Source organism: Variovorax paradoxus, from assembly GCF_022009635.1.
Lineage (GTDB): Bacteria > Pseudomonadota > Gammaproteobacteria > Burkholderiales > Burkholderiaceae_C > Variovorax.
Map to the genome: position 1 here is coordinate 7,654,115 of NZ_CP091716.1, position 25,672 is coordinate 7,679,786.

At 67.3% G+C, this 25,672-nt stretch carries 23 protein-coding genes; 9 read left to right on the top strand and 14 right to left on the bottom strand.

Going from position 1 to position 25,672, the window contains the following annotated elements; genetic code table 11:
- The first annotated feature begins 24 nt into the window (after positions 1-24).
- A complete protein-coding gene (locus L3V85_RS35730; RefSeq protein ID WP_237677271.1) occupies positions 25-714 on the top strand; it encodes a response regulator in 690 nt (229 codons plus the stop codon).
- Positions 711-2,063: a sensor histidine kinase gene (locus tag L3V85_RS35735; RefSeq protein ID WP_237677272.1), complete on the top strand. Its 1,353-nt coding sequence runs from the start codon at positions 711-713 to the stop codon at positions 2,061-2,063. The genes L3V85_RS35730 and L3V85_RS35735 overlap by 4 nt, the downstream gene beginning before the upstream one ends.
- Here the strand turns inward: L3V85_RS35735 and L3V85_RS35740 are convergent.
- A complete protein-coding gene (locus L3V85_RS35740) occupies positions 1,999-3,189 on the bottom strand; it encodes an acyltransferase family protein (RefSeq protein WP_237677273.1) in 1,191 nt (396 codons plus the stop codon). The genes L3V85_RS35735 and L3V85_RS35740 overlap by 65 nt on opposite strands.
- An 85-nt stretch (positions 3,190-3,274) precedes the next feature.
- Between L3V85_RS35740 and L3V85_RS35745 the strand changes: the two genes are divergently transcribed.
- Entirely contained in the window at positions 3,275-3,496 is a 222-nt protein-coding gene (locus L3V85_RS35745) for an oxidoreductase-like domain-containing protein (RefSeq protein WP_237677274.1), read from the top strand.
- Between the two features lie 50 nt (positions 3,497-3,546).
- Here L3V85_RS35745 and L3V85_RS35750 read toward each other — a convergent pair whose 3' ends face one another.
- The 4 genes from L3V85_RS35750 to L3V85_RS35765 form a co-directional block, all read right to left on the bottom strand.
- Positions 3,547-4,317 (bottom strand): ABC transporter permease, encoded by a 771-nt coding sequence (locus L3V85_RS35750; protein ID WP_237677275.1) that lies wholly within the window; start codon positions 4,315-4,317, stop codon positions 3,547-3,549.
- A 13-nt stretch (positions 4,318-4,330) separates the two neighbouring features.
- Positions 4,331-5,203 (bottom strand): ABC transporter ATP-binding protein, encoded by an 873-nt coding sequence (locus tag L3V85_RS35755; RefSeq protein ID WP_237677276.1) that lies wholly within the window; start codon positions 5,201-5,203, stop codon positions 4,331-4,333.
- Positions 5,203-6,237, bottom strand: a complete 1,035-nt coding sequence (locus L3V85_RS35760; RefSeq protein WP_237677277.1) for an ABC transporter substrate-binding protein — start codon at positions 6,235-6,237, stop codon at positions 5,203-5,205. The genes L3V85_RS35755 and L3V85_RS35760 overlap by 1 nt, the downstream gene beginning before the upstream one ends.
- Before the next feature lie 142 nt (positions 6,238-6,379).
- Complete coding sequence (locus tag L3V85_RS35765; RefSeq protein WP_237677278.1) at positions 6,380-7,153, bottom strand: IclR family transcriptional regulator; 774 nt, start codon at positions 7,151-7,153, stop codon at positions 6,380-6,382.
- A 156-nt stretch (positions 7,154-7,309) separates the two neighbouring features.
- Between L3V85_RS35765 and L3V85_RS35770 the strand changes: the two genes are divergently transcribed.
- Genes L3V85_RS35770 through L3V85_RS35780 form a run of 3 tightly spaced genes read left to right on the top strand, consistent with a single transcriptional unit; the run spans position 7,310 to position 10,874 of the window.
- Positions 7,310-8,941, top strand: coding sequence for an OPT/YSL family transporter (locus L3V85_RS35770; protein WP_337250105.1), 1,632 nt, complete (start codon positions 7,310-7,312; stop codon positions 8,939-8,941).
- Positions 8,942-8,992: 51 nt separating this feature from the next.
- Positions 8,993-10,054: a DUF917 family protein gene (locus tag L3V85_RS35775; RefSeq protein WP_237677280.1), complete on the top strand. Its 1,062-nt coding sequence runs from the start codon at positions 8,993-8,995 to the stop codon at positions 10,052-10,054.
- Between the two features lie 28 nt (positions 10,055-10,082).
- A complete protein-coding gene (locus tag L3V85_RS35780; RefSeq protein WP_237677281.1) occupies positions 10,083-10,874 on the top strand; it encodes an aspartate/glutamate racemase family protein in 792 nt (263 codons plus the stop codon).
- A 68-nt stretch (positions 10,875-10,942) separates the two neighbouring features.
- Here L3V85_RS35780 and L3V85_RS35785 read toward each other — a convergent pair whose 3' ends face one another.
- A complete protein-coding gene (locus tag L3V85_RS35785) occupies positions 10,943-13,246 on the bottom strand; it encodes an NADP-dependent malic enzyme (RefSeq protein WP_237677282.1) in 2,304 nt (767 codons plus the stop codon).
- Positions 13,247-13,463: 217 nt separating this feature from the next.
- Between L3V85_RS35785 and L3V85_RS35790 the strand changes: the two genes are divergently transcribed.
- Positions 13,464-14,801 (top strand): NAD(P)/FAD-dependent oxidoreductase, encoded by a 1,338-nt coding sequence (locus L3V85_RS35790; protein WP_237677283.1) that lies wholly within the window; start codon positions 13,464-13,466, stop codon positions 14,799-14,801.
- Positions 14,802-14,864: 63 nt separating this feature from the next.
- Here L3V85_RS35790 and L3V85_RS35795 read toward each other — a convergent pair whose 3' ends face one another.
- The 3 genes from L3V85_RS35795 to gcl are packed head-to-tail and all read right to left on the bottom strand — an operon-like array spanning position 14,865 to position 18,389.
- Positions 14,865-15,773: a 2-hydroxy-3-oxopropionate reductase gene (locus L3V85_RS35795; protein ID WP_237677284.1), complete on the bottom strand. Its 909-nt coding sequence runs from the start codon at positions 15,771-15,773 to the stop codon at positions 14,865-14,867.
- A gap of 23 nt (positions 15,774-15,796) precedes the next feature.
- Entirely contained in the window at positions 15,797-16,582 is a 786-nt protein-coding gene (gene hyi, locus L3V85_RS35800; RefSeq protein ID WP_237677285.1) for a hydroxypyruvate isomerase, read from the bottom strand.
- A 13-nt stretch (positions 16,583-16,595) separates the two neighbouring features.
- Positions 16,596-18,389, bottom strand: coding sequence for a glyoxylate carboligase (gene gcl / locus L3V85_RS35805; RefSeq protein ID WP_237677286.1), 1,794 nt, complete (start codon positions 18,387-18,389; stop codon positions 16,596-16,598).
- A gap of 113 nt (positions 18,390-18,502) precedes the next feature.
- Between gcl and L3V85_RS35810 the strand changes: the two genes are divergently transcribed.
- Complete coding sequence (locus L3V85_RS35810; RefSeq protein WP_237677287.1) at positions 18,503-19,405, top strand: LysR family transcriptional regulator; 903 nt, start codon at positions 18,503-18,505, stop codon at positions 19,403-19,405.
- 31 nt (positions 19,406-19,436) lie between these two features.
- Here L3V85_RS35810 and L3V85_RS35815 read toward each other — a convergent pair whose 3' ends face one another.
- The 5 genes from L3V85_RS35815 to L3V85_RS35835 form a co-directional block, all read right to left on the bottom strand.
- Positions 19,437-20,936 (bottom strand): carotenoid oxygenase family protein, encoded by a 1,500-nt coding sequence (locus L3V85_RS35815; RefSeq protein WP_237677288.1) that lies wholly within the window; start codon positions 20,934-20,936, stop codon positions 19,437-19,439.
- Between the two features lie 10 nt (positions 20,937-20,946).
- Entirely contained in the window at positions 20,947-21,384 is a 438-nt protein-coding gene (locus L3V85_RS35820) for a DUF2141 domain-containing protein (protein WP_237677289.1), read from the bottom strand.
- 137 nt (positions 21,385-21,521) lie between these two features.
- Positions 21,522-22,640: an AI-2E family transporter gene (locus L3V85_RS35825; protein WP_237677290.1), complete on the bottom strand. Its 1,119-nt coding sequence runs from the start codon at positions 22,638-22,640 to the stop codon at positions 21,522-21,524.
- Positions 22,641-22,713: 73 nt separating this feature from the next.
- Positions 22,714-23,418 carry a GntR family transcriptional regulator gene (locus L3V85_RS35830; protein ID WP_237677291.1) on the bottom strand — a complete coding sequence of 235 codons (705 nt, stop codon included), beginning with the start codon at positions 23,416-23,418 and terminating at the stop codon, positions 22,714-22,716.
- Positions 23,419-23,423: 5 nt separating this feature from the next.
- On the bottom strand, positions 23,424-24,767 hold the full coding sequence (locus L3V85_RS35835; protein WP_237677292.1) for a C4-dicarboxylate transporter DctA: 1,344 nt from the start codon (positions 24,765-24,767) through the stop codon (positions 23,424-23,426).
- A gap of 272 nt (positions 24,768-25,039) precedes the next feature.
- Here L3V85_RS35835 and L3V85_RS35840 point away from each other — a divergent pair, with 272 nt between their 5' ends.
- Positions 25,040-25,543, top strand: a complete 504-nt coding sequence (locus L3V85_RS35840; protein WP_237677293.1) for a hypothetical protein — start codon at positions 25,040-25,042, stop codon at positions 25,541-25,543.
- Positions 25,544-25,672: the final 129 nt, after the last annotated feature.

Sequence of the window (25,672 nt, forward strand, 5' to 3'; positions counted from 1 at the left end):
CATCCAGCCCTTGCCGCATCCCTCATGAGAATCCTGCTCGTCGAAGACGAAGTCGACCTGGCGCAAGCCCTGGCCTCGGCGCTGCGGCAGAACCAGGCGCTGGTCGACGTGGCGAGCTCGCTGCGCGAGGCGGAGGAAGCCGCGCTGTCGGCGCAGCACGACGTGATCGTGCTCGACCGCGGCCTGCCCGACGGCGACGGCCTCTCGCTCGTGGCCTTTTTGCGGCAGAACCAGGTCGCCACCGCCGTGCTGGTGCTCACGGCCATGACCGACGTGGCCGAGCGGGTGCTCAGCCTCGACGGCGGCGCCGACGACTACCTCGCCAAGCCCTTCTCGATGGACGAGCTGATGGCGCGCGTGCGCGCGCTGGCCCGGCGCCCCGCGGTGCGCGCGAACTTCACCATGACGCTGGGGCAGCTGTCCTTCGACCACCACATGCGGCAGGCCCATGTCGGAGACCTGAACCTCACGCTGCCGCGCCGGGAGCTGCTGGTGCTGGAGGCACTGCTCGAGCACCGCGGCCGCACCGTGCTGCGCGAGACCATGCAGGAGCGCGTGTACGGCCACAAGGACGAGATCCAGTCGAATGCGCTCGACACCCACGTGTCGCGGCTGCGCTCCAAGCTCGACAAGGCCGGCGCGCAGGTCGAGATCCACGCGATCCGCGGCGTGGGCTACCTGATCTGCGCGGCCACGCCGCCGAACAACGGATGAGCCTGAGCCTGCTTTCGCTGCGCTGGCGGCTGATCTGGAGCCTGATCCTGCTGCAGGTGGTGGTGGGCTCGCTGGTGCTGGGCGGCTTCATCGGCCTGGCGTGGGTGGCTGGCCGCATGGTCGACGAGACCGGGCAGGAGACCATCGCGGTGATCCAGCGCGCGCTCATGCGCGACGCACAAGGCCGGCTCGCAGTTGCGCCGACCTCCGAAATCCGGCGCCTCGACCAGGCCGATGGGCCCTTCTGGTTCATCGCGCGCGACGCCGCGGGCTCCGAAGTGCGGCACGGCGACGTGCCCGCGAAGTACGCCGACCTGGCGACCACGCTCGACGGCATCGAGCGCCTGACCATCGATCCGTCGAAGGACAACACCCAGCCCAAGGCCCGCTTCGAACGCGTGGAGACCGACGCGACGGGCCCTGTCAACGTGGTGGTCCAGACCGGGGCGCCGCTCACGGTCAAGACCACGCTCAAGGGCACGGGCCTGGTGTTCCTGTTCCTGGTGGCGCCGATGGCGCTGGTCACCTGCCTCGGCGTGATCCTGGCCACGCCCTTCGTCGTCAAGCGCGGGCTCAAGGGCGTGGTGGCCACCGCCGAGCATGCCGAGAGCATCGACGTGCACGAGCGCACCACGCGGCTGCCGCTGGCCAACGTGGCGAGCGAGATTCGCCCGCTGGTCAATGCGGTGAACCGGGCCTTCGACCGGCTGAACGAAGGCTACGACCGGCAGGAGCGCTTCCTGGCCGACGCCGCGCACGAGTTGCGCACGCCCATCACCACGCTGCAGATTCACCTGGAGCGGCTGCCCTACGACCCGCTCAAGGTGAAGCTCAAGCAGGCCTCCGCGCGGCTTGCCACGCTGGCCGAACAACTGCTCGACCTGCAGCGACTGGACCGCATCGCCTCGCACGATGCGCAGGTCGACCTGAAGCCGCTGTGCGAGCGCGTGGCGGCAGACATCGCGCCGCTGGCGATCATGAACCGTTGCACGCTGTCGGTCGATGCGCCCCGGCCGCTGCTGGTGCGCGGCGACGCGCCTTCGCTCGAACGCGCGCTCACCAACCTGATCCAGAACGCCATCGAGCACGGCGGGCAGGGCTGCGACATCCAGGTGCGCCTGTGGGAGCCCTCGGGCTTCGAGGTGCTCGACTCCGGGCCGGGCATACCGGAGGCCGACCGCGAGCGCGTGGTAGCGCCGTTCCACCGGCTGGTGCCGCGCGGGCGCGGCGCGGGGCTCGGCCTGCACCTGGTGGCCGAGGTCGCGCGACTGCACGGCGGGCAGCTCACGATCGGCTCGAGCGAATCGGGCGGGGCGAGGATGCGGCTGGAGCTGAACCTCGACGCCTGAGCATCCGGTTGCACGGCTGCGAGAAGCCCTGCGCCAGCCACTGCCCGAGCAACCCCGAGGCCGCAACCACCATCGCAAACCAGAGTGGTGTCCATGCGGGCAGCGCGCCGATGCGTTGGAACAGCCACGCGCCGGGAATCACGACGAACATGTGTGTCAGGTAGATCTCGTAGCTGTAACGGCCGAACCAGCGCAGCGGCGCGCCGGCCGCGCAGGCGCACCAGCTCCACGGGCGCCAATGCGTTGCCAGCAGCAGCATTGCCGTGCCCAACTCCAGCAGCGAGACCTGCAGCCCGAAGCGCGTCAGTCCCCACTGGAACACTTCCTTGCGGAAACAGAAGACCAGGAGGCTCAGCGCGAGGCCGATAGACATGACGGTGCGCTGCACCGCAAGCGACGGCAGGCGCGGCACGCGGTGCGCAAGCAACGCTGCCAGGCAGCCGAAGGCGATGCCATCCATGCCCGAAAGGTACGAGTGGTCCTGCCACAACTCGTTGCCGCTGAACACGCCGCCACGCGCCAGCGGCCCCAGCGCGATCGGCAGCACCAGCAGCCACGCCAGCCGGCGCTCGCTGCCCGCCAGCACGCACAGCAACGGAAAGAGCAGGTAGAAGGCCTCCTCCACCGACAGCGACCACAGCACGCCCCAGGGGCCAGGCAGGTAGCCGACCTGCGCCTCCAGCCAGTTGAGATGCAAGCCCAATGCCGCGAGCAGCGCGCGCCAGAGCGGGACCTTGGCCGTGTCGAGCGCGAACCAGGCGCTGCCCGCGAGCTGCAGCGCGGCCAGCACCGCCAGCAGCAACAGCAGGCTCGGCAGGATGCGCGCCGCCCGGAAGCGGTAGAACGCAGCGGGCCGGACCCGCGACAGCTTGCCCCATCGCCTGATCGAAGCGCTCGTGATCAGGTAGCCCGAGAGCACGAAGAACACGATCACGGCGTAATAGCCGCTGCGAAACAGGATGCCCGAAGCCCGCGGCCCCAGCATCTCCGCCAGCGCCGGCGGCCCGAACGGAATGCGCAGGTTCGCGTGCAGCAGGATGACGAACAGCACGAGCAATCCGCGAAGCAGGTCGACGTGCGCCATGCGCGCAAGCGGCTGATCGGGGTTCGCTGCGTCAGAGGCCATTGCGGCGATTCTGCAAGCGGCTGCCGTCCGGGGCCTGAAGGACTGCTGAAGCAGCGACAATCGCAGGCGCTCCGCCCGCTCTGTCATGCCTCTCGCCGATCAAGACCTCCTTTCGCCGACCGACCTTGCCAGTGCCAAGGCGCTGATCGCCCGCGTGCAGTCGTTGCTCGATGCACAGGGGCTCGCCATGCGCGCGCCGCCGGCAGAACCTGCGACCTGCTGTGGGCGCGGCTGCAACGGCTGCGTGTGGGAGGGGTGGCTGGGCGCGGTGGCTTACTGGCGCGACGAGGCTTCGCTGATGCTTTGAAGAGCTGCCCGCGCGTCGGATCACCGGGCTGCCACTCTCTCTCTCTCTCTCTACTGGTTCTGCGACCCCCGATGCGCCCACCCCGTGGTGTGCTTCTCGATCACGCTGAAGAGCTCGTACATCAGCATCGCCATTGCGCCCACTACCATCAGGCCGGCGAAGGCCAGGCCCATCTGCATGGCGGAGCCGGCGGAGATCAGCAGGTAGCCGATGCCTTCATTCGCTGCTGTCATCTCGCTCACCGTGGTGCCGACGAAGGCCAGCGTGATCGCGACCTTGAGCGAACCGAAGAAGTAGGGCATGGAGCGCGGCAGGCCGATCTTCATGAGCACGTCCCAGCGCTTGGCGCCGAGCACGCGCAGCACGTCTTCGAGTTCGGGCTCCAGCGTCGCGAGGCCGGTGGCGATGTTGACCATGATCGGGAAGAAGCTGATCAGGAAGGCCGTGAGGATCGCCGGGCCCGCGCCGATGCCGAACCACACGACCAGGATCGGCACGAAGGCGGCCTTGGGCAGTGCGTTGAAGGCCGTCATGAGCGGGTAGATCGCCGCATACGCGATGCGCGAGCTGCCGATGACGAAGCCCAGCAGCACGCCCACCACGATCGCCAGGCCGAAGCCCGCCATCGTGACCCAGAAGGTGCGCCATGCATGGCCCGCGATGATTTCCTTGAACTCCCAGAACTGGTTCCAGATGCGCAAGGGGCTTGGGAAGATGAAGTCGGAGACCTCGAAGCCCGCGCAGATGATCTGCCACAGCAGGATCACCGCCACGAGCAGCAGCCATGGCGACCAGCGTTCGATTTGCTTGGTGTTCTTCATGATGATGCGCGGCTCAATGGGACACGGCGGCCGCGGTCTGCGCCGCGCCGATGCCGGTGTTTCGGATGGCGCCGATGTGACCGCGCAGCTCCAGCACGATGTCGGTGAACTCCTTGGTGTAGGTCAGCTCCAGCTCGCGCGGGCGCGGCAGCTCGATCTCGCGCTTGACCACGAAGCGCCCCGGGCTCTTGCTCATCACGTACACCGTGTCGGCCAGGAACACCGATTCGCGCAGGTCGTGCGTGACCAGGATCACGTTGAACTGCTGCTCGGTCCACAGGTCGCGCAGGATGCACCACAGCTCTTCGCGCGTGAAGGCGTCGAGCGCGCCGAAGGGCTCGTCCAGCAGCAGCATCTTGGGCTCGTGGATGAGCGCGCGGCAGATGCTCGCGCGCTGCTGCATGCCGCCCGAAAGCTGCCATGGGAACTTGTCTTCATAGCCGCCGAGGCCGACCTTCTGCAGCAGCCGGCGGGCGCGCTCTTCGTATTCCTTGCGCTTGGCCTTGAAGTTGGAGCGATAGGGCTCGACGATCTCCAGCGGCAGCAGCACGTTGTCGACCGTGGTGCGCCACGGCAGCAGCGAGGGCGCCTGGAAGGCCATGCCCGAAATCTTCAGCGGCCCGGTCACGGGTTGCCCGTCGATGCGGATCTTGCCCATCGACGGCATCTTCAGCCCGGTGGTGAGCTTCATGAAGGTCGACTTGCCGCAGCCCGAGGGGCCGACGATGGCGATGAACTCGCCGCGCTTCACCTTCAGGTCGATGGCCTCGACCGCGAAGTGATTGGCGCGAAGAAGCTCCTCGTTGTAGGCGAGCCAGACGTCCTGGAAGTCGACGAAGGGAGCGGCCGTGTCGGTGGCGTGCAGCGGGTGCGATGCGTCCGCCATCACTTCTTCGTCAGGACGTTGAGTTCGGCCGCCGGCGGCAGCATGGCCGAGGTCCATACGGCGTCGGGGTTCACGCGCGTCTTGGTGGCGAAGGCGTCGGACACCTGCGAGGCCATGAGCGACATGCGGCCCGAGTTCACCGCGCCGAAGCCGTCGGCGCGCGCATCGGCGCTGTTGATGACGGTGTCGATGGCCAGCTGCAGGCGGCGCGTCTCGAGCTTGCTGTCGATGATGCCGTCACGTGCCTTCACGGATTCGATGGCCACCGCCGGGTTGGCGATGACTTCCTTCGCGCCCTTGGCAAAGGCCGAGAGGAATTTCTTCACCGCCGCCGGGTTCTCCTTGATGAGCTTGGGCGAGGCGATGATGACGTTGCCGTACAGCTTCACGCCGTAGTCGGGGTAGGGCAGGATCACCACGTCGGCCGCCTTGGCGCCGCGTGCCTCGAGGTTGAGCAGCGAAGTGAAGGTGAAGCCGGTGATGGCGTCGATGTCGCCGCGCATCAGCATGGTCTCGCGCAGCGTCGGGTCCATCGCGGTCCAGTTGACGGCGCCGATGTTGTTGGCCTTGGCGAAGATCGGGAACGCGCGGCGGCCCGCGTCGAACACCGGCGCGCCCAGCTTCTTGCCCGTGAGGTCGGCCGGTTTGGTGATGCCGCTCTTCTTGAGCGTCATGACCGAGGCCGGCGTGTTGTTGTAGACCATCATCACCGCGACCGGCTTGTTGGGGCTGTCGGGGTTGTTGGCGTGGAACTCCATCAGCGCCGCGAGGTCGGCGAAGCCCATGTCGTAGGCGCCGGAGGCCACGCGCGTGACGGTGCCGCCCGAGCCGTTGCCCGCATCGATGGTCACGTCGAGGCCCGATGCCTTGAAGTAGCCCTTGGCGGCGGGATGCAGGAACAGCGCGGCGGGCCCTTCGAAGCGCCAGTCGAGCTGGAACTTGATCGGCGTCGGGGTCTGTGCAAAGGCCGGTACGAGGCCGAAGCTGAGGGCCGAGGCGGCGAGGAAGGACTGGAGCAGGTGGCGCTTGTTCATGCGGGATCGTTCCGTTGGATGTGAATGCTTCGGCATTCAAGCAAAAACGGTGCCCGCACGTGATTGGTGCGAACCCTTCCCGCGATTCAAGGTGGTGCGTCGCCTCTGGAATTTGCACCTTCGACGGGAAATCCCTTCGATTTCAAGGGACGCTTGCACCGAATGCGAGCCAATAGGGGTCGCCCACGCGCTTGCCGACACTCGCCGCCGCATCGCGCACGATGGCGCCGAAGCGTTCGACAAGCGCGTCCGACAGCATCTCCGCGGGCAGCGCGATGCCGAAGGCATAGGCCTGGCGCGTGGCCGCGTCGAACACGGCCGAGGAGATGCCCGCCACGTTGGTCACGTACTCGCCGCGCGACAGGGCCCAGCCGGTCTCGCGGATCACCGCGAGGCGCGCCAGCAGGTCCTTGCGCGTGCGGGGTGCGTCGCCGCGACCCTGGTCGAGCCGGCCGCCGAGCAGCGCCGTCACTTCGGCGTCGCTCTGACGGGCCAGCAGGGCCCGGCCCATCGCGCTGGAGTACGCGGGCGCACGACTGCCCGGAGGCGTGTAGATCTGAAGCGCGCCGGCGCCGGTGCGCATCTGGATCACCAGCGTGTCGGCGCCGTCGAGCACGTTGATGTAGCCGGTGAAGCGGGTCTCGGCCACCAGCGCATCGAGCGCTTCTTCCACCAGCGAAGCGGCGTTGCGCGAGGCGCGGAAGTGGTAGGACGCTTCCATGATCACGCCGCCCGGGCGGTAGGCGCGCGTGGTTGCGTCGCGGTCGAGAAAGCCGTAGCCGGCCATCATGCTGAGGGTGCGCGAGGCCGAGCTTTTGGGCAGGCCCAGTTCTGTCACCACGTCCGTCACCGTGATGTCGCGGCGCAGCCGCGCGATCAGCTTCAGGACGTCCATGGCATTGGCAAGGGTGCTCATATTTCTGGTGGGGTGGCGGTTGCGGATCATAGGTTCGGCGCGCGGGCCGCCGGCCGGATCGGGGTGAACCAGCCTTGACAGCGCTTTGGCCGGTTCTATCATTCAGTTCAATTTTATTGGATTAAGTTCCAAAATATGGAACTTCAAGGAATGACCATGAACCACGAGGTGACGGCCGCCGTGCCGCCGCGAGACGACCCGTCCGCCCATCCGTCTTCGGAACTGCACCCGAAGGCGCTGGCGCCCGCCAACCTGATCCTCACCGTGGTGCTGAGCGTGTTCGGCGCCATCGTCGGCATCCAGATGCTGGCGAGCCTGGGCATCACGCCGAGCACCTCGCTCATCGGCGCGCTCGCGGCCATGACGCTGGCGCGCGTGCCGCTCGCCATGTTCCGGGGCTTGCGCTCGGTGCATGCGCAGAACCTTGCGCAGACCAGCATCTCGTCGGCCACCTTCGGCGCGGCCAACAGCCTGTTCCTGCCCATCGGCATTCCGTTCCTGTTCGGGCTGCCGGACATGGTGATGCCGATGCTGGTCGGCGTGAGTCTGGCAATGCTGCTGGACGCCTGGCTGCTGTACCGCATGTTCGACACGCCCGCATTCCCGGCCAGCAACCCGTGGCCGCTGGGCATCGCGGCGGCCGAGGCCATCAAGGCGGGCGACGGCGGCGGCAAGCAGGCGTGGCTGTTGCTGGGCGGGCTGGCCACGGGCGTCGCGGGGGCGGTGATCAAGCTGCCGATGTCGGCCTTCGGCGTGGCGCTGATCGGCGGACTCGGCGCGATGATCGCCTTTGGTGTCGGGCTGCTGGTGCGCGGCTATTCGACGCCGCTGTTCGGGCTGGACATCGGTGCGCTCTACGTGCCGCACGGCATGATGATCGGCGCGGGCATCGTGGCGCTGGCGCAGGTGGGGCGCGTGGTGCTCGGCAAGCGCCGCGTCGCGCCTGGCGGCCCGGCCACGCAGGAAGCGCGCGGCGCCACCGCGCTCGGGCGCTCGCTGCGCCTGGGCAGCGTGGGCTACCTCGCGATCATGGTGCTGCTGGCGGTGGGCACCGGCGTGTACACCGGCATGTCGCCCGGCATGCTGGTGTGCTTCGTCATCTACGGCACCTTCGCCGCCTTCGTGCACGAGCTGATCGTGGGCATCGCGGCCATGCACTCGGGCTGGTTCCCGGCCTTCGCGGTCGCGCTGATCTCGCTGCTGATCGGCATCCTGATCGGCTTTCCGCCCGAGGCGCTGGTGGTACTGGCGGGCTTCTGCGCGGCCACCGGGCCGGCCTTTGCCGACATGGGCTACGACCTCAAGGCCGGGCATCTGCTGCGCGGCGAGACATCGGGCACGCCCTTCGAAACCGAGGGCCGGCGCGAGCAGATGATCGCGGGCATGGTGGGCTTCGCCGTGGCCATCGTGGTCGTGGCCTGCAGCTACAAACTGTTCTTCGCCAACCACCAGACCGCGCCCATCAACGCCGCGTACGTGGCCGCCATCAAGGCCGGCATTTCCGGCGACACCGCGCGCAATCTCGCGCTCTGGGCCATACCCGGCGCGCTGCTGCAGATCGTGGGCGGCGCGCGCCAGCAGCTGGGCGTGCTGTTCGCCACCGGGCTGCTCATCGCGAGCCCGATGGCCGGCTGGATGGTCGCCGCCGGCATCGCCTGCCGGCTGGTCGCCCACCGGGTGCTCGGCGCTACGGCGCGCGAAAAGCTCGAAGTGTTCGCGGGCGGCGTGATTGCCGGCGACGCGCTCTACAGCTTCTTCTCCGGCGTCGTGAAAAGCCTGCGCAAGTAGCGCCGCGCGCCTTTCCTCTTTTCCCCTTCATCACTCAGGAACAACGAATCCATGAAACGCAATCTGACAAGCGACGACGTCCGCGCGGCCATCTGGGGCGGCGCCATCCTCGGCGGCGGCGGCGGCGGGCTGATCGAATCCGGCGAGCGGGCCGCCAAGCTGGCGCTGCAGGTCGGCACGCCGCAGCTGTGGAGCGTCGACGAGTTCGACCATTCGGCGCTCACCGCCACCATGGCCCTGGTCGGCGCCCCGGCCGCGCCCGATCCGCACGTGCAGCCCGCGCACCTGCTGCGTACGCTCGAGCTGCTGCGCCGCGAGCTGCCCGCGGGCCAGAAGCTGGTCGGCCTGCATGCCAACGAGAACGGCGCCGAGACCACGGTCAACGGCTGGTTCCATGCGGCCATGAGCGGCCTGCCCGTGATCGACCTGGCCTGCAACGGCCGTGCCCATCCGTCGAGCGTGATGGGCGCGCTGGGCCTGCACACCGAGCCCGACTACCTCTCGGTGCAGGCCTATTCCGGCGGCGAGCCGCATCGCTACGTGGAAGGCGTGGTGTCGGGTCGGCTGGAGCAGACCTCCGCCGTGGTGCGCCGCGCATCCGTCGAGGCGGGCGGCCTCGTGGCGGTGGCGCGCAACCCGGTCAACATCGGCTATGCCCGCCAGCACGGCGCGCCGGGCGCCATCAGCCACGCCATCGCGCTGGGCCAGACCTACCTGGACGGCGGCATCGATGCCGTCGCCCGCTCGCTGGAAGGGCGCATCGCGGCCGAGGGCCAGGTGCGCACCTACCGCTGCGAACAGCAGGAAGGGCTGGACGTGGGCATCGTCGAGCTCGACGACGCGGCGCGCACCACGCTGCGCTTCATCAACGAATACATGCTGCTGGAGCAGGGCGGCAGGCGCATAGCGCGCTTCCCCGACCTCGTGATGACTTTCTCGGAAGACGGCAAGCCGGTGGTGTCGGCCCATGTGCGCCAGGGCGCGAAGCTGCGCGTGCTGGTGGCGCCGCGCGCGCGGCTGCTGCTCTCGCGCACGATGTTCATGCCGGAGCTGTACCGGCCGCTGGAAAAGTCGCTGGGCGAAGTCTTCGCGCCTGAAGAGGCGCTGGCCTGATCCGGTCAACCCACACGGAGAAGTCACCATGACACTGCGCGTGCGATGGATCCGGACGGTCGGCAACGACACCTACAACGAACGCTTCGCCGGTGAATTCGCCGAGGTGAAGAACCCGGGCACCGAGGTCGAGGTGGTGTCGCTGCGCAACCCCTCGGTGCGGCACCATGTCGAATACCAGAGCTACGAGGCGCTGCTGGGCGCCGACATCGTGCGGGTGGTGCGCGACGCCGCCCTGAAGAAGTTCGACGCCGTGGTGCTGGGCTGCTTCTACGACCCGGTGCTGGTCGAGGCGCGCGAGATTTCCGGGGAGACGGTGGTGGTCGCGCCCTGCCAGGCGTCTTTCGAGGTGGCTTCGAACCTGGCGCAGAAGGTGTCGATCATCGTCGGGCGCCGCAAGTGGGTTCCCCGCATCGAGTCGCGCGTGCGCGAGTACGGCCACGGCCATCTGCTGGCCTCGTGCCGCGCGCTGCAACTGGGCGTGGAAGACTTCCAGCGCGACCGCGACGAGACGGTTCGCCGCATGGTCGAGCAGGGCCGGCGCGCCATCGACGAAGACGGCGCCGAGGCGCTGATCCTCGGCTGCACGCTGGAGTTCGGCTTCTACAAACAGCTGCAGGACGTGCTGGGCGTGCCCGTCATCGACTCCGCGCTGGCCGCCTTCAAGCGCGCCGAAGCGCTGGCCGATACGAAGCAGCGTTTCGGCTGGAAACCCAGCCGCGTCGGCGGTTGCGAACCGCCGCCTGAAGCGCAAGAGCTGCTGGCGTGGAACGTCTTCGACCCGGCGCTGGTACCCGTCGCGTCGCCCTTCAACGGCTGAGCCATCCCAAGAAAAACGCCCCGCTGCGGTCACCGCAGCGGGGCGTTTCCAACGATGCGGAAGAGGGCTTACTTCAGTGCCGTCGTCGCATTCGCCACGGCCAGCGCCGTCATGTTGACGATGCGGCGCACGGTCGACGTGGGCGTCAGCACATGCGCCGAGCCTGCCGCGCCAAGCAGGATCGGGCCGACCGTGATGCCGTTGGCGCCGGTCATCTTCAGCACGTTGTACAGGATGTGCGCCGAGTCCAGGTTCGGGCACACCAGCAGGTTGGCTTCGCCGGTGAGCGTGGTCTCGGGCAGGGCGGTGCGGCGGATTTCTTCCGATAGCGCCGAGTCGCCGTGCATCTCGCCGTCGCATTCGATGTCCGGAGCCATCTGCGCGAACAGGTCGCGCGCCAGCCGCATCTTGCGTGCCGAGCCGCGGCTGGAGGTGCCGTAGTTCGAGTGCGAGAGGAAGGCCACCTTGGGCGGCAGGCCGAAGCGGCGCACTTCCTCGGCGGCCATCATGGCGATGCTGGCCAGCAGCTCGGCGCTCGGGTCTTCGTTCACGTTGGTGTCGGTGATGAAGACGGTGCGCTTTTCCAGCGTGAGCGCGTTCAGCGTCGCGAAGCCCGGCGCGCCGCGCTTCAGGCCGATCAGGTTGCGGATGTGCTCCAGGTGCACGTCGAAGCGCCCGACCAGGCCGCAGATCATGGCGTCCGCGTCGCCCAGGTGCAGCATCAGCGCGGCGATGATGGTGTTGGAGCGGCGCACCATCGTCTTGGCGGCCTCGGGCGTGACGCCGCGGCGGCCCATGAGCTTGTGGAAGCTCTCCCAGTAGATGCGAAAGCGCGGATCGTCCTCGGGGTTGACCACTTCCACGTCGGTGCCCACGCGGATGTGCAGGCCGGCCTTCTTGATGCGCGCCTCGATCACCGCGGGGCGGCCGACCAGGATCGGCTGCGCCAGGCCTTCGTCGACGGCCAGTTGCGCGGCGCGCAGCACGCGCTCGTCCTCGCCCTCGGCATACGCCACGCGCTTGGCGGCGGCGATCTTGGCGGCGCTGAACACCGGGCGCATGAACATGCCGGTCTGGTAGACGAAGCGCGTCAGGTGCTGGCGGTAGGCGTCCATGTCCTCGATCGGGCGCGTGGCCACGCCGGAGGCGGCGGCCGCCTTGGCCACGGCCGGCGCGATGCGCAGGATCAGGCGCGAGTCGAAGGGCTTGGGAATGATGTAGTCGGGGCCGAAGGCCAGTTCCTGGCCGGCGTAGGCGGTGGCCACCTCTTCGCTGATGTCGGCCTTGGTCAGGTCGGCGATCTCGCGCACGCAGGCCAGCTTCATTTCTTCCGTGATCTTGGTGGCGCCGCAATCAAGCGCGCCGCGGAAGATGTACGGGAAGCACAGCACGTTGTTGACCTGGTTCGGGTAGTCCGAACGGCCGGTGGCGATGATGCAGTCGGGCCGCACGGCCTTGGCCAGCTCGGGGCGGATCTCGGGCTCGGGGTTGGCCAGCGCCAGGATGATGGGCTGCGAGCCCATGGTCTTGACCATTTCGGCCGACATCACGCCGGGTGCCGAGCAGCCCAGGAACACATCGGCGTCCTTCACCACGTCGGCCAGGGTGCGGGCACCGGTGTCTTTCTGCGCGTAGCGTGTCTTGGATTCGTCGAAGCCGCCCGCACGGCCGGCGTAGATCAGGCCCTTGGAGTCGCAGGCGTAGATGTTGGCGGGCTTGGCGCCCAGGCCGACCATCACGTCGAGGCAGGCGATGGCAGCGGCGCCGGCGCCCGAGACGGCGATCTTCACTTCCTCGATCTTCTTGCCGACCAGTTCCAGGCCGTTGAGCAGCGCCGCGGCCGAGATGATGGCCGTGCCGTGCTGGTCGTCGTGGAACACCGGGATGTTCATGCGCTCGCGCAGCTTCTTTTCGATGTAGAAGCACTCGGGGGCCTTGATGTCCTCGAGGTTGATGCCGCCCAGCGTGGGCTCCAGTGCCGCGATGATTTCGACCAGCTTGTCGGGGTCGTTTTCTGCCAGCTCGATGTCGAACACGTCGATGCCCGCGAATTTCTTGAACAGGCAGCCCTTGCCTTCCATCACCGGCTTGGCGGCCAGCGGGCCGATATTGCCCAGGCCCAGCACCGCGGTGCCGTTGGTGATGACGCCCACCAGGTTGCCGCGCGCGGTGTATTCGGTGGCCGTCGCCGGGTCGGCTGCGATGTCGAGACAGGGATAGGCCACGCCCGGCGAATAGGCCAGCGACAGGTCACGCTGGTTCAGCAGGGGCTTGGTCGGGGTGACCGAAATCTTGCCCTTGACGGGCGAGCGGTGGTATTCGCGCGCTGCCTCGCGAAGTGCTTCTTCTGCGGGGGAAAGGGGTGCAGCCATGAAAGTCTCCTTGTTTCTGACGGGCAATGAGGCTACCGCAAAAGCGCGGCTTGTTCTTACAGGGGGAATGCCGAAAACGCCTGGATCCATATCTTCCGGTGGATAAGGCGGGGCGGTCGGTTCGCTAAACTGTGCAACTGTTAAATAGAGTTAACCAGCGGTTCGGCCGGAAGGTCGTCGTCGCCGTCGACAAAACCACAACGAGGGGCAAGAGCGTATGACACCCGGACCTTTCACAAGCACCGATCCCGACGTCGTCGTCATCGGCGGCGGCCCTTCGGGCTCGACCGTGGCGGCCCTGCTGGCCGACAAGGGCCACGACGTGGTGCTGATCGAGAAGGCCCAGCACCCGCGCTTTCACATCGGCGAGTCGCTGCTGCCGATGAACATGCCGCTGTTCGACCGCCTGGGCGTGCGCACCGAGGTCGAAGCCATCGGCCTGCGCAAGCACGGCGCCGAGTTCGTTTCGCCCTGGCATGACCACAGCAGCCATTTCGACTTCGGCCAGGCGATGGACAAGAGCTTTCCCTACGCCGTGCACGTGCGCCGTTCGGAGTTCGACGAACTGCTGTTCCGCCATGCCGGCAACCGGGGCGCGCGCACCTTCGAGGGGCAGCGCGTCACCGGCGTGGACATGGACGCCGGCAAGGGCACCCCCGACAACCGTCCGCTGGTGAAGGTCAAGGCCGACGACGGCACCGAAACCAGCTGGCGTCCGCGCTTCGTGATCGACGCGAGCGGGCGCGACACGCTGCTGTCGAACCAGTTCGACGCCAAGCAGCGCAACCGCAAGCATGCGAGCGCCGCGCTGTACGGCCACTTTGCCAACGCCGAGCGCCGGCCCGGCCGCTTCGAGGGCAACATCTCGCTGTTCTGGTTCGACCATGGCTGGTTCTGGTACATCCCGCTGAAAGACGGCACGGTGAGCGTGGGCGCGGTGGCTTCGCCGGCCTACTTCAAGCGCCGCAAGGGTTCGCTCGAAGAGTTCCTGATGGAGACCATCGCGCTGGCACCCAAGCTGGCGGCACGGCTGAAGAACGCCACGCTGATGGAAGGCGCCACCTCCACCGGCAACTACGCCTACGACTCCAAGTTCTGCCGCGGCGACCGCTTCATGATGGTCGGCGACGCCTATGCCTTCGTCGATCCGATGTTCTCGTCGGGCGTGTATTTGGCGATGAACAGCGGTTTCGAGGCCGCCACCGCGGCCGACCACTGGCTCAAGGGCGAGGCGAAGGAGGCCGAGCGAGCCTTCCGCCACTACGAGAAGGTCATGAAGCGCGGGCCGAAGATGTTTTCGTGGTTCATCTACCGCATCACCTCGCCGGCCATTCGCCGGCTGTTCATGGCGCCGCGCAACATCTGGCGCATGCAGGAAGCGTTGCTGTCCATCCTGGCCGGCGACCTGTTCCGCGACACACCCATCGGGCCGCGCTTCTGGGGCTTCAAGGTGACGTACTACGCATCGTGCCTCGGCATCCTGCCGCAGGCCGTGAAGACCTGGGCGTGGCGCCGGCGCAATCTGAAAGAGTCTCTCGACTCGGTGAAGACCTGAGCTCCTGGTGAGCACCCGGTGGCCTGTGCACGCACCCCGAATGCTCCCTGACTTCGACAGCCCTCAGTCCGGCGAAACAGTGTGCTGAGCAAGTGCCTCGAGTGCCTTGACCAGCGCCGAGTGGTCCAGCTGGCCATAGCCCAGCGCCGAGCAGGCGTTCATGAGCTGCGCCGCATTGGCCGTCTGCGGCAGCGACACGCCCAGCGTGCGCGCGCTCTGCATCGCCAGGTTCAGGTCCTTCTGGTGCAGCGAGATGCGGAACCCCGGTGCAAAGGTGCGCTTGATCATCCGCTCGCCATGCACTTCCAGAATGCGCGAGCTGGCAAAACCACCCATCAGCGCCTGGCGCACCTTGGCCGGATCGGCCCCGGCCTTCGAGGCGAACACCAGCGCTTCACTCACGGCTGCGATGTTCAGCGCCACGATGATCTGGTTGGCCACCTTGCAGACTTGGCCGTCGCCGGCGCCGCCCACCAGCGTCACGTTCTTGCCCATCTTGTCGAGCAGCGGCTTCACGCGGCCGAAAGTGCCTTCGTCGCCGCCGCACATGATCGTCAGGCTCGCGGCCTTGGCGCCCACTTCGCCGCCCGAGACCGGTGCGTCGATGTAACCGGCGCCCAGCGCCGTGATGCGGCGCGCGAAGTCCTTCGTCGCGATCGGGTCGATGGAACTGCAGTCCACCACGATCTTGCCGTGCGAATCCTTCAGGCCCGCGGCCACGCCTTCCTTGCCGGGTTCGCCGAACAGCACCTTCTCCACGTCGGGCGTGTCGGGCACCATGATGAAAATGATGTCGGCCTTGCGCGCCACCTCGGCGCCCGAGGCGCAGATGGTGGCCTTCGAGACGAAGGGCTCCGGCGTGTTGCCGTGCGTGTTGACGAACAACTCGAAGCCCGCGTCGAGCAGGTGCCCCGCCATGGGCGCGCCCATGATGCCGAGGCCGATGAATCCGATTTTTTGCTGGGTTGCCATGTCTGTGTTTCCTTGTCCGATGCTCATTGTTTTTGCGTGAGTGCCTCGCGCCAGCCGAGGCCATTGACGGTGTCGGTGCGGGGCTTGTATTCGCAGCCGATCCAGCCGTCGTATCCGAGCGCGTCGATGTGCTGGAACAGCCACGGATAGTTGATCTCGCCCGTGCCCGGCTCGCCGCGCCCGGGGTTGTCGGCCAGCTGGATATGGCCGATCTGCGCCAGGTGTTTCGAGAGCGTGTTGCCGAGCTCGCCTTCCATGCGCTGCGCGTGATAGATGTCGTACTGCACGCGCAGGTTGGAAGAGCCCACCGCTTCGATCAGCGCCAGCGCCTTGTCGGTGCGCGTGAGAAAGAAGCCCGGAATGTCGAAGGTGTTGATCGGTTCGATCAGCAGGCGCAGACCCGCGGCCTCCAGCTCGCGCGCGGCCAGGCGCAGGTTGTCGATCACCGTGCGGTTGACGACGTTGATGTCAGCGCCCGCCGGCACCTTGCCGATCAGGCAGTTGACCTGCGGGCAGCCCAGCGCGGTGGCGTAGTCGATGGCCATCGCGATGCCTTCGGCGAATTCGCCGGTGCGGTCCGGGTGGCAGGCGATGCCGCGCTCGCCCTTGTCCCAGTCGCCGGCCGGCAGGTTGTGCAGCACCTGCTGCAGGCCGTTGGCGCGCAATGCGGCGGCCAGTTCCTTCTTCTCGAAGGCATAAGGGAACAGGTACTCCACGCCCTTGAAGCCCGCCTTGGCGGCGGCTTCGAAGCGTTGCATGAAAGGCAGCTCGGTGAAGAGCATCGTGAGGTTGGCTGCGAACTTGGGCATGTCCGGTGTCTCCTTAATCCAGCATCGCCGCGGCAAGGGCCGTGGGCGCATCGGCCGTGCTCTCGGCCAGCGGTTCGAATTCGTTGATGGCGTCGATCTCGGTGCCCATCGCGATGTTGGTCACGCGCTCCAGCATCACTTCGATGACCACGGGCACGCTGAACTCGGCCATCAGCGCTTCGGCGCGGGCGATGGCGGGCGCCATCTCTTCCTGCTTGCTCACGCGGATCGCCTTGCAGCCCAGGCCTTCGACCACCTTCATGTGGTCCACGCCGTAGCTGCTCTCGACGCCGCTGCCGGGCGCCGCGTTGATGTTGTCGAACGCCAGCTGCACGCAGTAGTCCATCTCGAAGCCGCGCTGCGCCTGGCGGATCAACCCGAGGTAGGAGTTGTTGACCACGATGTGCAGGTACGGCAGCTTGAACTGCGCGCCCACGGCCAGCTCTTCGATCATGAACTGGAAGTCGTAGTCGCCCGAGAGCGCGACGATCTTGCGCGTCGGGTCGGCGGCGCGCACGCCCAGCGCGGCGGGAATGGTCCAGCCCAGCGGGCCGGCCTGGCCGCAGTTGATCCAGTGGCGCGGGTTGTACACGTGCAGGAACTGCGCCGCCGCGATCTGCGACAGGCCGATGGTGCTCACGTAGCAGGTGTCGCGGTCCAGGTGGTTGTTCATGCACTGGTACACGCGCTGCGGCTTCATCGGCACGTCGGCGAAGTTGGTCTTGCGCAGCATCGTCTTCTTGCGGTCGCGGCATTCGCCGGCCCAGGCACCGCGGCTCGGCAGCTTGCCAGCGGCCTTCATCTCCTCGGCCACCTGCACGAAGAGCTCGAGCGCGGCCTTGGCATCGGACACGATGCCGAAGTCGGGCGTGAACACGCGGCCGATCTGCGTGGGCTCGATGTCCACGTGCACGAAGGTGCGACCCTTGGTGTAGACCTCGACCGAGCCTGTGTGGCGGTTGGCCCAGCGGTTGCCGATGCCCAGCACGAAGTCGCTCGCCAGCATCGTCGCGTTGCCGTAGCGGTGGCTGGTCTGCAGGCCGCACATGCCGGCCATCAGCGGATGGTCGTCGGGAATGGCGCCCCAGCCCATCAGCGTGGGAATCACCGGCACGCCGGTGGCTTCGGCAAAGCGCACCAACAGGTCGGCCGCATCGGCGTTGATGACGCCGCCGCCGGCCACGATCAGCGGGCGCTCGGCGGCGTTCAGCATGCCGATGGCTTTCTCGACCTGCGCGCGCGTGGCGGCTGGCTTGTACGGCGTGAGCGGCTGGTAGGCGTCGATGTCGAATTCGATCTGCGCCATCTGCACGTCGAAAGGCAGGTCGATCAGCACCGGACCGGGGCGGCCCGAGCGCATCAGGTGAAAGGCCTGCTGGAACACCTGCGGCACCTGGCCCGGCTCGCGCACCGTGACCGACCACTTGGTGACGGGCTTGGAGATCGACTCGATGTCGACCGCCTGGAAGTCTTCCTTGTACAGGCGCGCGCGCGGCGCCTGGCCGGTGATGCAGAGAATGGGAATGGAGTCGGCCCAGGCCGAGTACAGGCCGGTGATCATGTCGGTGCCCGCCGGCCCCGAGGTGCCGATGCACACGCCGATGTTGCCGGCCACGGCGCGGGTGTAGCCCTCGGCCATGTGCGAGGCGCCCTCGACGTGGCGCGCCAGGATGTGCGAGATGGTGCCCCGCTGGCGCAACGCCGAATACAGCGGGTTGATCGCCGCGCCCGGCACGCCGAAGGCCTGGGTCACGCCTTCCTTTTCCATCACCAGGACCGCGGCCTGGATCGCTGTCATCTTTGCCATGTGGCTGTCTCCTTGAAGTGAAGGCCACTGTAGGAAGAGCAGTCGATTCCAAGAAGACGGCTGGAGACCATAAAACCTATTCCAGGGTGGAATAACTGGCTACGATGCGACACATGGATCGTTTGCTGGCAATGGAAATGTTCGTGCGCGTGGTCGAGACCGGCAGCTTCTCGAAGGCGGCGCGCGAGTTCAACACCACGCAGCCCACCGTGACCAAGCAGGTCGCGGCCACCGAGGCGCGGCTGAAGGTGCGGCTGCTCAACCGCAACACGCGCGGCGTGAGCCTGACCGAGCCGGGCGCGCTGTACTACGAGAAGTGCAAGACCATCGTGCGCGAGGCCGAGGAGGCCGACAGCATCGTGCAGCTGCGGCAGAACCAGGCGCAGGGCCTCTTGCGCGTGGGCACCTCGGTGGCCTTCGGGCGGCGCGTGGTGGTGCCGCTGGCGCTGGAGTACATGCGCCGCCATCCGCAGGTGCAGCTCGACCTGAGCTTCGAGGACCGCTACGTCGATCTCATCGCGCAGGGCATCGACGTGGCCATCCGCATGGGCAAGCTGGCCGATTCCTCACTGGGCGCGCGCTACCTCGGCGCCAACCCGTGGGTCATGGTCGCGTCGCCGGGTTATCTGAAGAAGCACGGCACGCCGAAGCGCGCGCAGGATTTGAGTGCGCATGTGGCGCTGATCTACAGCAGCGTGGTGGGCGACGAGTTCTGGCGCATGCACACGCCCAAGGGCGAGCCGGTGACGGTGCCGGTGTCGGGGCGCTTTCGCTCGAACAATCTGTCGGCCGTGCTGGCGGCCGCCAGGGACGGGCTCGGCATCGCGTTGATGCCGCGCTATGTGGCGAGCGAGTCGCTGGCCGCGGGCAAGGTGCACGAAGTGCTGGGCGACCACGCGCTGCCCGAGCAGGAGATCCATGCGGTCTTTCCTTCGCCCAAGCTGGTGCCGGGGAAGGTGTCGGGCTTCGTGGCCTTCCTGCAGGGGCGCTTCGACGAAGGCTGGTGGGCGGGGTGAGAGCTTGTTTTACCCTCGAACAACGCCCCTTTCAGGTCCGCACGAAGACCCCGTGAAGGCCCAACGGAAGCGCATAGGGCAGCGTGGCCTGCGCCACCGGTCCCGCCGCCAGGTGATCGGCCGCAAAGCACGACAGCACCGTCTTCTGCCGGCCGAAGTCGAGCACGGTGCCCAGCACCCAGCCCGGCTTCGAGCCGTCCGGCACATAGACGTGTTCTTCCACGATGGCCTGCGGGCCGTAGCTGAAGCGCTGGCTGCGGCCGGTCTCGACGTGGGTGCGCGCGACCGCGCCGAAGCCCGGCAGGTCGGGCCGGATCTGCGTGGCATGCACCACCTGGCGGTGACGCAGGCCGACGCGGCGCGGGTCGATGCGCGGGAACTCGGCCTCCTGCGCGAGCGTCGCCTGCGTGGCCCTGCCGGTGCCGAGGTTCAGGGTGGCCACGGTCAGGTGCGGGTCGGGGCCCCTCACGCGGCGCGCGCGCATCACTTCGCGGTTGCTGATGAACACCGACTCGGCGTTGTCCGAACGCACGTAGTCGACATGGATCAGCGTGCCGCGCGGCGTGTCTTCCTCCCAGGCATTGCCCACGTGGAAGAGAAAGCCGGCTGGCAGCTCGAGCATCTGCCGCTTTTCCCAGTTCTGCTTGTCGACCACCAGCGCGCGCATGCCCAGTTCGGGCCGCCAGACGTGGGCGTCGAGAAAGGTCGCGCCGGCTTCCTTGCGCTTGCCGTCGTAGACCAGCGGCGGCAGCAGGAACACGAGGTGCCGCTCGGTCACCGCGAAGTCGTGGACCATCGGCATGTCGGCCACCGGCACCACGGCCGCGCGGCGCAATGCGCCTTCGGGCGCGATCTCGTACAGCGCCAGCAGGCCCTGGCCGGAGCTGACGCCGAAGTTCCACACGGTGCCGTCCGGGTCCACCTTGGGATGCGCCGAGAACGGCATGCCGGCGAGGTCGGCGCGCCAGGTCTTCACGCCCAGCGTGTCCAGCGTGCGCGCGTCGATGCGGGTGGCCGAGCCGCCTTCCCACAGCGCGAGCACTTCGCCCTGCAGCGGCAGCACGCTGGTGTTGGCAACGTTGATGCTGTCGGCCGAGGTCGGCGGCTCGCCGCCTTGCGGCATGCTGCCGAAGGTCTCGTACAGGCGGCGGCCGGCCCGCACCTCGGCCACGCGCTTGGGCGTGGCCACGTAGCGGCCCTGGTGGCGCACGTCGGCCCCTTCGATCACGAAGCGATGAACCATGCCGTCGCCGTCGAACCAGTGGTGGTAGCGCTCGCCGCCCAGGTCGTGGCCGGCCGGGCCAATGCGAAAAAGCGTGCCGGCCACGGCATCGGGAAAGCGCCCGCGCACCGTGGCGCGGGTGAGCGGCAGGTCGTCCGCGGGCGTGGCGAAGCCGATTTTCCAGGGGGCGCTGGCGGCTTCGAACTGGGCCTGCCAATCGTCGGTGCCGGTGGCGGCATGTGCCAGCGGCGCCAGCAGGGGGAGGGCGCCGGCCGATGCCAGCAGGCGCAGGAGTTCGCGTCGTTCCATGGCGGGCACCTCAGCGCAGATGGATGACGGTCTGCAGGTCCGCGTCGACGCTGATCGCGGCGGCCTCGAAATCGGGCGCGGCGCGGTTTCCCTTGGCATCGTTCGAGAAGCCGTAGCGTTCGATCGGCATGCCCATGAGGTTGGTGTCGAGCTTGCCGTTGCCGTTCTCGTCGGCAAACACGCGCAGCGCGTAGCGCCCCGGCGCCAGGCCCGCAAATACGAGCCGGGCCTTGCCGCCCTGCATCGGCGTGGTCTGCGAAGCGACCGGCTTGTTGTCGGCGTAGCCGGCGGCGTCGCCGTACAGCGCGACGTAAAGCGTGGCGTCGGCGGCCGGGCCGTCGGCAACGCTGAGGCTCAGGTCGGCGGCCAGGGCGCCGGCGGGCGCGAGGAGCGCGGCGGTGCACAGGGCGCGTACGACCGGGTGAGACAGGAGGGCGGGAAATTGCATGACGGGCCTCGTCGGAAGTTGGGGGCCCGACGATCTCGCAGGGCCCGCACGGTGCCCAGTGCCATGCGACGGAATGCCGCCTGGCGCGCGCGAAATGCGCGCTGCGCGGGGTGGAGCGGGCGTGCCCGCGCCTCAGCTCAGCCCCGTTTCTTGTTCTCGGTGCCCTGCGTCGGCTGCGTGCCTTCAGCCGGCTCGTCGTGTCCCGTTCCCACGTGCCCCGAATCCACGAACAGGCTCCACGCCGCCATGAACAGCGCCGCGATCACCGGCCCGATCACGAAGCCGTTGATGCCGAAGATCGCCATGCCGCCGATGGTCGACATCAGCACGATGTAGTCGGGCATCTGCGTGTCCTTGCCCACCAGCAGCGGGCGCAGGATGTTGTCGACCAGGCCGATCACGAACACGCCCACGAAGATCAGCACGCCGCCCTGCCAGAAGTGCCCGGTGGCCAGGAAATAGATGGCCACCGGCCCCCAGATCAGCGCCGCGCCCACGGCCGGCAGCAGCGACAGGAAGGCCATCAGCACGGCCCACAGCAGCGCGCCCTGCACGCCCAGGAACCAGAAGGCGAGGCCGCCGAGCGTGCCCTGCGCGATGGCCACGGCCACGTTGCCCTTGACGGTCGCGCGGATCACGGTGGTGAACTTGTTCAGCAGGTAGTGCGTGTGCGGCTTGGCCAGCGGCACCGCGTCGCGCATGCGCTTGGACAGCGCGGCGCCGTCGCGCAGCAGGAAGTACAGCAGGTACAGCATCACGAAGAAGCTCACCACGAAGTCGAAGGTGTTCTGGCCGATGGCGAGCGCCTGGCTCGCGATGATCTGGCTGGCCTGCCCGGCGGCGGCCGAGATGCGCGCTTGCCAGGCCGCCATGTCGCCGAGGTTGAAGCGCTCGACGAGGTTCAGCAGCCACTGCGGCGAGGCGTCCAGGATCTGCTGGAAGTAGGCTGCAAAATTGATCTGCCCCGAGCGGATGTTCTGCGTGACCAGCGCCACTTCCTGCACCAGCGACACGCCGACCATGGCCAGCGGAAGAATCACGATGAACAGGCAGATCGCCAGTGTCAGCAGCGCCGCGGCATTGAGCTTGCCGGGCATTTTGCGAAGCAGCCAGCGGAACAGCGGCGTGAACAGGATCGCCAGTGCCACGCCCCAGAGCACCGCGCCGAAGAACGGCAGCAGCACCCAGATGAAGGCGGCGGTGACGGCGGCGAGGAGGGCGAGGAACACGCCGCGCTGGAGTTGGGGTGAGTTCATAAGTGTCTCGGACTGTAGCCGAGCCGGAACCCATCCTCGTGTCAGCGGGGGGCGCTGGCGGCGTCGGATGGTTTCAGCGCTTGGCGCGCGGCAGCGCCACGGGAGCCAGCGTGGCGCGCAGGCGGCTCGGCGCGTCGGGTTCCAAGGCGGCATCGACCTCGAGTGCGCGCTCGACATTGCCGATGTGATCAAGCATCAGCCGGCGTGCCTTGTCGGTGTCGCCGGCCTCCAGCGCAGCGACGATGGCGCCGTGCTCGGCGCACGACTGTCCGGCCTCGTGCTTCGACTGGTAGAGCGTGGCCGCCAGCGTGGTGCGCGCCGTGAGGTCACGCAGCACGTCGACCAGCAATTGGTGACCCATCTGCTCGGCCAGACACACATGGAAGTCGGCCAGCAGGAAGGCGCGCGTGGCGGCGTCGGCGCCCTCGATGGCGCGCTGCTCGTCGGCGATGTGGTCGCGCAGCTTGCGGATCACCTTGCCCAGCGGGCGGCCTTCGCTCGCGGCCAGGATGCCGGCTTCGACGATGCGGCGGGCCGAGAAGGCGTCGCGCGCTTCCTCGGCCGAAGGCTCCACCACGTACCAGCCGCGGCGGGACTGCACCTCGACGAAGCCGCGCGCCTGCAGCTGCATCAGGGCCTCGCGCACCATGGTGCGGCTCACCGAGAAATTCTCGGCCAGCGCCTGCTCGCCCAGCCGCTCCCCCGGCGCGAGCTTCTGCGCGAGGATGGCCTCGACGACGCGCTCGGCGATGGCGGTGGGGCTGACGTCGGTGGGCATGTGGCTCAGTGTGCGGCGGTGGTGGCGGTGCCTGTGTTTACCACGGGCGCGGCCTCGGCCAGCGGCTCGCCATCCAGGGCTTCGGGGGCGTAGTTGCCGTCGAGCACCGCATGCGCGCGTTCGCGGTCGATGTCGCCTTCCCAGGCAGCGATGGCCACCGTTGCCACGCAGTTGCCGATCAGGTTGCCCAGCGCGCGGGCGATGCCCATGAACCAGTCCACCGACAGCACCAGCACCAGTCCAATGGCTGGAATCGCCGGAATCGCGTGCAGCGTGGCGGCCAGCACCACGATGGCCGAGCCCGGCACGCCGTGCGCGCCCTTGGACGTGACCAGCGCGATCGCCAGGATCGTCAGCAGGTCGGCCATCGAGATCGGCGTGTTGGTGGCCTGTGCAATGAATACCGCGGCCAGCGTGATGTAGATCGAGAAGGCGTCGAGGTTGAACGAGTAGCCGGTGGGAATCACCAGGCCCACGGTCGAATCGCGGATGCCCATGCGGCGCAGCTTGGCCATGACCTGCGGCAACACGCTGTCGGAGGAGGTGGTGGCGAACACGATGGTGAGTTCTTCGCGCAGATAGCGCAGCAGCTTGATCAGGCTGAAGCCCGACATGCGCATCACCAGCCCGAGCACCACGAACACGAAAATCAGCACCGCGCCGTAGAAGAGGGCGACCAGCATGCCCAGCTGCTTGAGCGAGCCGATGCCGTACTGCCCCACCGTGAACGCGATGGCGCCCAGCACACCCAGCGGCGCCAGCTTGATGATGATGCCCATGATCTTGAACAGCACCAGCGAGAGCGCATCGACCACCACCGCCACCGGCTTGCCGCGATCGCCCAGCAGCGTGAGCGCGCAGCCGAAGAGCACCGCGAACAGCAGCACCTGCAGCACGTCGCCGGTGGCGAAGGCATTGACCACCGTGGTCGGAATGAGCTTCATGAGGAATTCGACCGTGCCGCCGCTCGTGAGCTTGTCGGCGTTCGAGGCATAGGCGCTCATGGCGGCCGGGTCGAGCTTGGCGGGGTCGACATTCATGCCCGCGCCGGGCTGGAACACGAAGGCCAGCACCAGCCCCATCGCCAGAGCGATGGTGGTCAACACCTCGAAGTAGATGAGCGACTTCACGCCCACCCGGCCCACGCGCTTGAGGTCTCCCGCGCCGGCGATGCCATGCACCACCACGCAGAACACCAGCACCGGGATGATCATCTTGATCAGCTTGATGAACCCGTCACCCAGCGGCTTGAGCTTGACGGCGTACTCGGGCGCAAGAAGCCCCGCGAGCACGCCGAGCACCAGCGCGATGACCACCTGACCGAAAAGCGATTTGGCGAAGCGAGGCATGGAGTCTCCTGTCTGTCTTGTCGAGGTTTTGCATGCAAGCAATGCCTTCTCTTGCATACAAGAAATGTAGGCAAGAAGACTTGGGGAGGGTCAGAGGGTTATCCCGGGAGGGGGCCGACCGTCGCTTCAGGGTCGAGTTTCTTGGTTGCTGCGAACCGACAGCCATAAGCTGAAATTCGCCGGTGCAGCGTAGGAGTTGGTGCGGTGGTCGCGCTTTGGTCCATTGCAGCTTGGCAACTCAGCTTCCTGCGGCGAAAGGCAGAATACTTCTCGTGAAAAATAGCATCAGGAACGTGAGCGGAGCAGCGGCCGTTGCCTTCGCGCTTTTGACACTCGGGGGCTTTGCGAGCTTGAGTGTCTGGAAGCATGAGGTTCCTCGCCGGGAACGCCTTGAAAATATAAAGGGAACGCTGCTTGGCTTCGAGACAAAGCACAGCCGCTATTCAAGCTATGAATATTTGCTGATTCGAATCAACGGTCGCGAAGAGCGACTGCGTCTCTGGGCCTGCATTTCTGAGCTGAAGCGCTTGCCGCCTCAAACAGAAATTGACGTGCTGCGTATGGAAGGGACGTTGTTCGAAGTGGCTCGAACTGGCACGATGGTTTGCTCTTACATGCACTCTGCTCAAGCTCTCGGCGCTTTTCAAGCTCGCAACAGGGCCTTCATTGGATCGACTTTGGCAGTCGCGGCCTTTCTCATTGCGCTTCTGGCATGGACGAATTGGCGTACCAAGCGTCATCTGGACAAGCTGGTGGCGCGCCGATCACTTGGCTGATCAGGGACTTCTAGCCGATAGGGGACCGGCGGGCGAATCTTTGCCATCAGGCCCTGCCAGATCGGCAACAGACCATTGAAAAGACTCGGACTCCTCGCCGACCAGCATCACGTGACCGATGCGGAAGCA

What these genes read in the sequence shown, in the direction of transcription:
- hyi (WP_237677285.1), bottom strand. Translation starts at nt 16,582, where the DNA reads ATGCCCAAGTTCGCAGCCAACCTCACGATGCTCTTCACCGAGCTGCCT.
- L3V85_RS35780 (WP_237677281.1), top strand. Translation starts at nt 10,083, where the DNA reads ATGACACTGCGCGTGCGATGGATCCGGACGGTCGGCAACGACACCTAC.
- L3V85_RS35795 (WP_237677284.1), bottom strand. Translation starts at nt 15,773, where the DNA reads ATGGCAACCCAGCAAAAAATCGGATTCATCGGCCTCGGCATCATGGGC.
- L3V85_RS35820 (WP_237677289.1), bottom strand. Translation starts at nt 21,384, where the DNA reads ATGCAATTTCCCGCCCTCCTGTCTCACCCGGTCGTACGCGCCCTGTGC.
- L3V85_RS35835 (WP_237677292.1), bottom strand. Translation starts at nt 24,767, where the DNA reads ATGCCTCGCTTCGCCAAATCGCTTTTCGGTCAGGTGGTCATCGCGCTG.
- L3V85_RS35730 (WP_237677271.1), top strand. Translation starts at nt 25, where the DNA reads ATGAGAATCCTGCTCGTCGAAGACGAAGTCGACCTGGCGCAAGCCCTG.
- L3V85_RS35740 (WP_237677273.1), bottom strand. Translation starts at nt 3,189, where the DNA reads ATGGCCTCTGACGCAGCGAACCCCGATCAGCCGCTTGCGCGCATGGCG.
- L3V85_RS35745 (WP_237677274.1), top strand. Translation starts at nt 3,275, where the DNA reads ATGCCTCTCGCCGATCAAGACCTCCTTTCGCCGACCGACCTTGCCAGT.
- gcl (WP_237677286.1), bottom strand. Translation starts at nt 18,389, where the DNA reads ATGGCAAAGATGACAGCGATCCAGGCCGCGGTCCTGGTGATGGAAAAG.
- L3V85_RS35775 (WP_237677280.1), top strand. Translation starts at nt 8,993, where the DNA reads ATGAAACGCAATCTGACAAGCGACGACGTCCGCGCGGCCATCTGGGGC.
- L3V85_RS35810 (WP_237677287.1), top strand. Translation starts at nt 18,503, where the DNA reads ATGGATCGTTTGCTGGCAATGGAAATGTTCGTGCGCGTGGTCGAGACC.
- L3V85_RS35770 (WP_337250105.1), top strand. Translation starts at nt 7,310, where the DNA reads ATGAACCACGAGGTGACGGCCGCCGTGCCGCCGCGAGACGACCCGTCC.
- L3V85_RS35815 (WP_237677288.1), bottom strand. Translation starts at nt 20,936, where the DNA reads ATGGAACGACGCGAACTCCTGCGCCTGCTGGCATCGGCCGGCGCCCTC.
- L3V85_RS35755 (WP_237677276.1), bottom strand. Translation starts at nt 5,203, where the DNA reads ATGGCGGACGCATCGCACCCGCTGCACGCCACCGACACGGCCGCTCCC.
- L3V85_RS35760 (WP_237677277.1), bottom strand. Translation starts at nt 6,237, where the DNA reads ATGAACAAGCGCCACCTGCTCCAGTCCTTCCTCGCCGCCTCGGCCCTC.
- L3V85_RS35785 (WP_237677282.1), bottom strand. Translation starts at nt 13,246, where the DNA reads ATGGCTGCACCCCTTTCCCCCGCAGAAGAAGCACTTCGCGAGGCAGCG.
- L3V85_RS35830 (WP_237677291.1), bottom strand. Translation starts at nt 23,418, where the DNA reads ATGCCCACCGACGTCAGCCCCACCGCCATCGCCGAGCGCGTCGTCGAG.
- L3V85_RS35790 (WP_237677283.1), top strand. Translation starts at nt 13,464, where the DNA reads ATGACACCCGGACCTTTCACAAGCACCGATCCCGACGTCGTCGTCATC.
- L3V85_RS35735 (WP_237677272.1), top strand. Translation starts at nt 711, where the DNA reads ATGAGCCTGAGCCTGCTTTCGCTGCGCTGGCGGCTGATCTGGAGCCTG.
- L3V85_RS35750 (WP_237677275.1), bottom strand. Translation starts at nt 4,317, where the DNA reads ATGAAGAACACCAAGCAAATCGAACGCTGGTCGCCATGGCTGCTGCTC.
- L3V85_RS35765 (WP_237677278.1), bottom strand. Translation starts at nt 7,153, where the DNA reads ATGAGCACCCTTGCCAATGCCATGGACGTCCTGAAGCTGATCGCGCGG.
- L3V85_RS35825 (WP_237677290.1), bottom strand. Translation starts at nt 22,640, where the DNA reads ATGAACTCACCCCAACTCCAGCGCGGCGTGTTCCTCGCCCTCCTCGCC.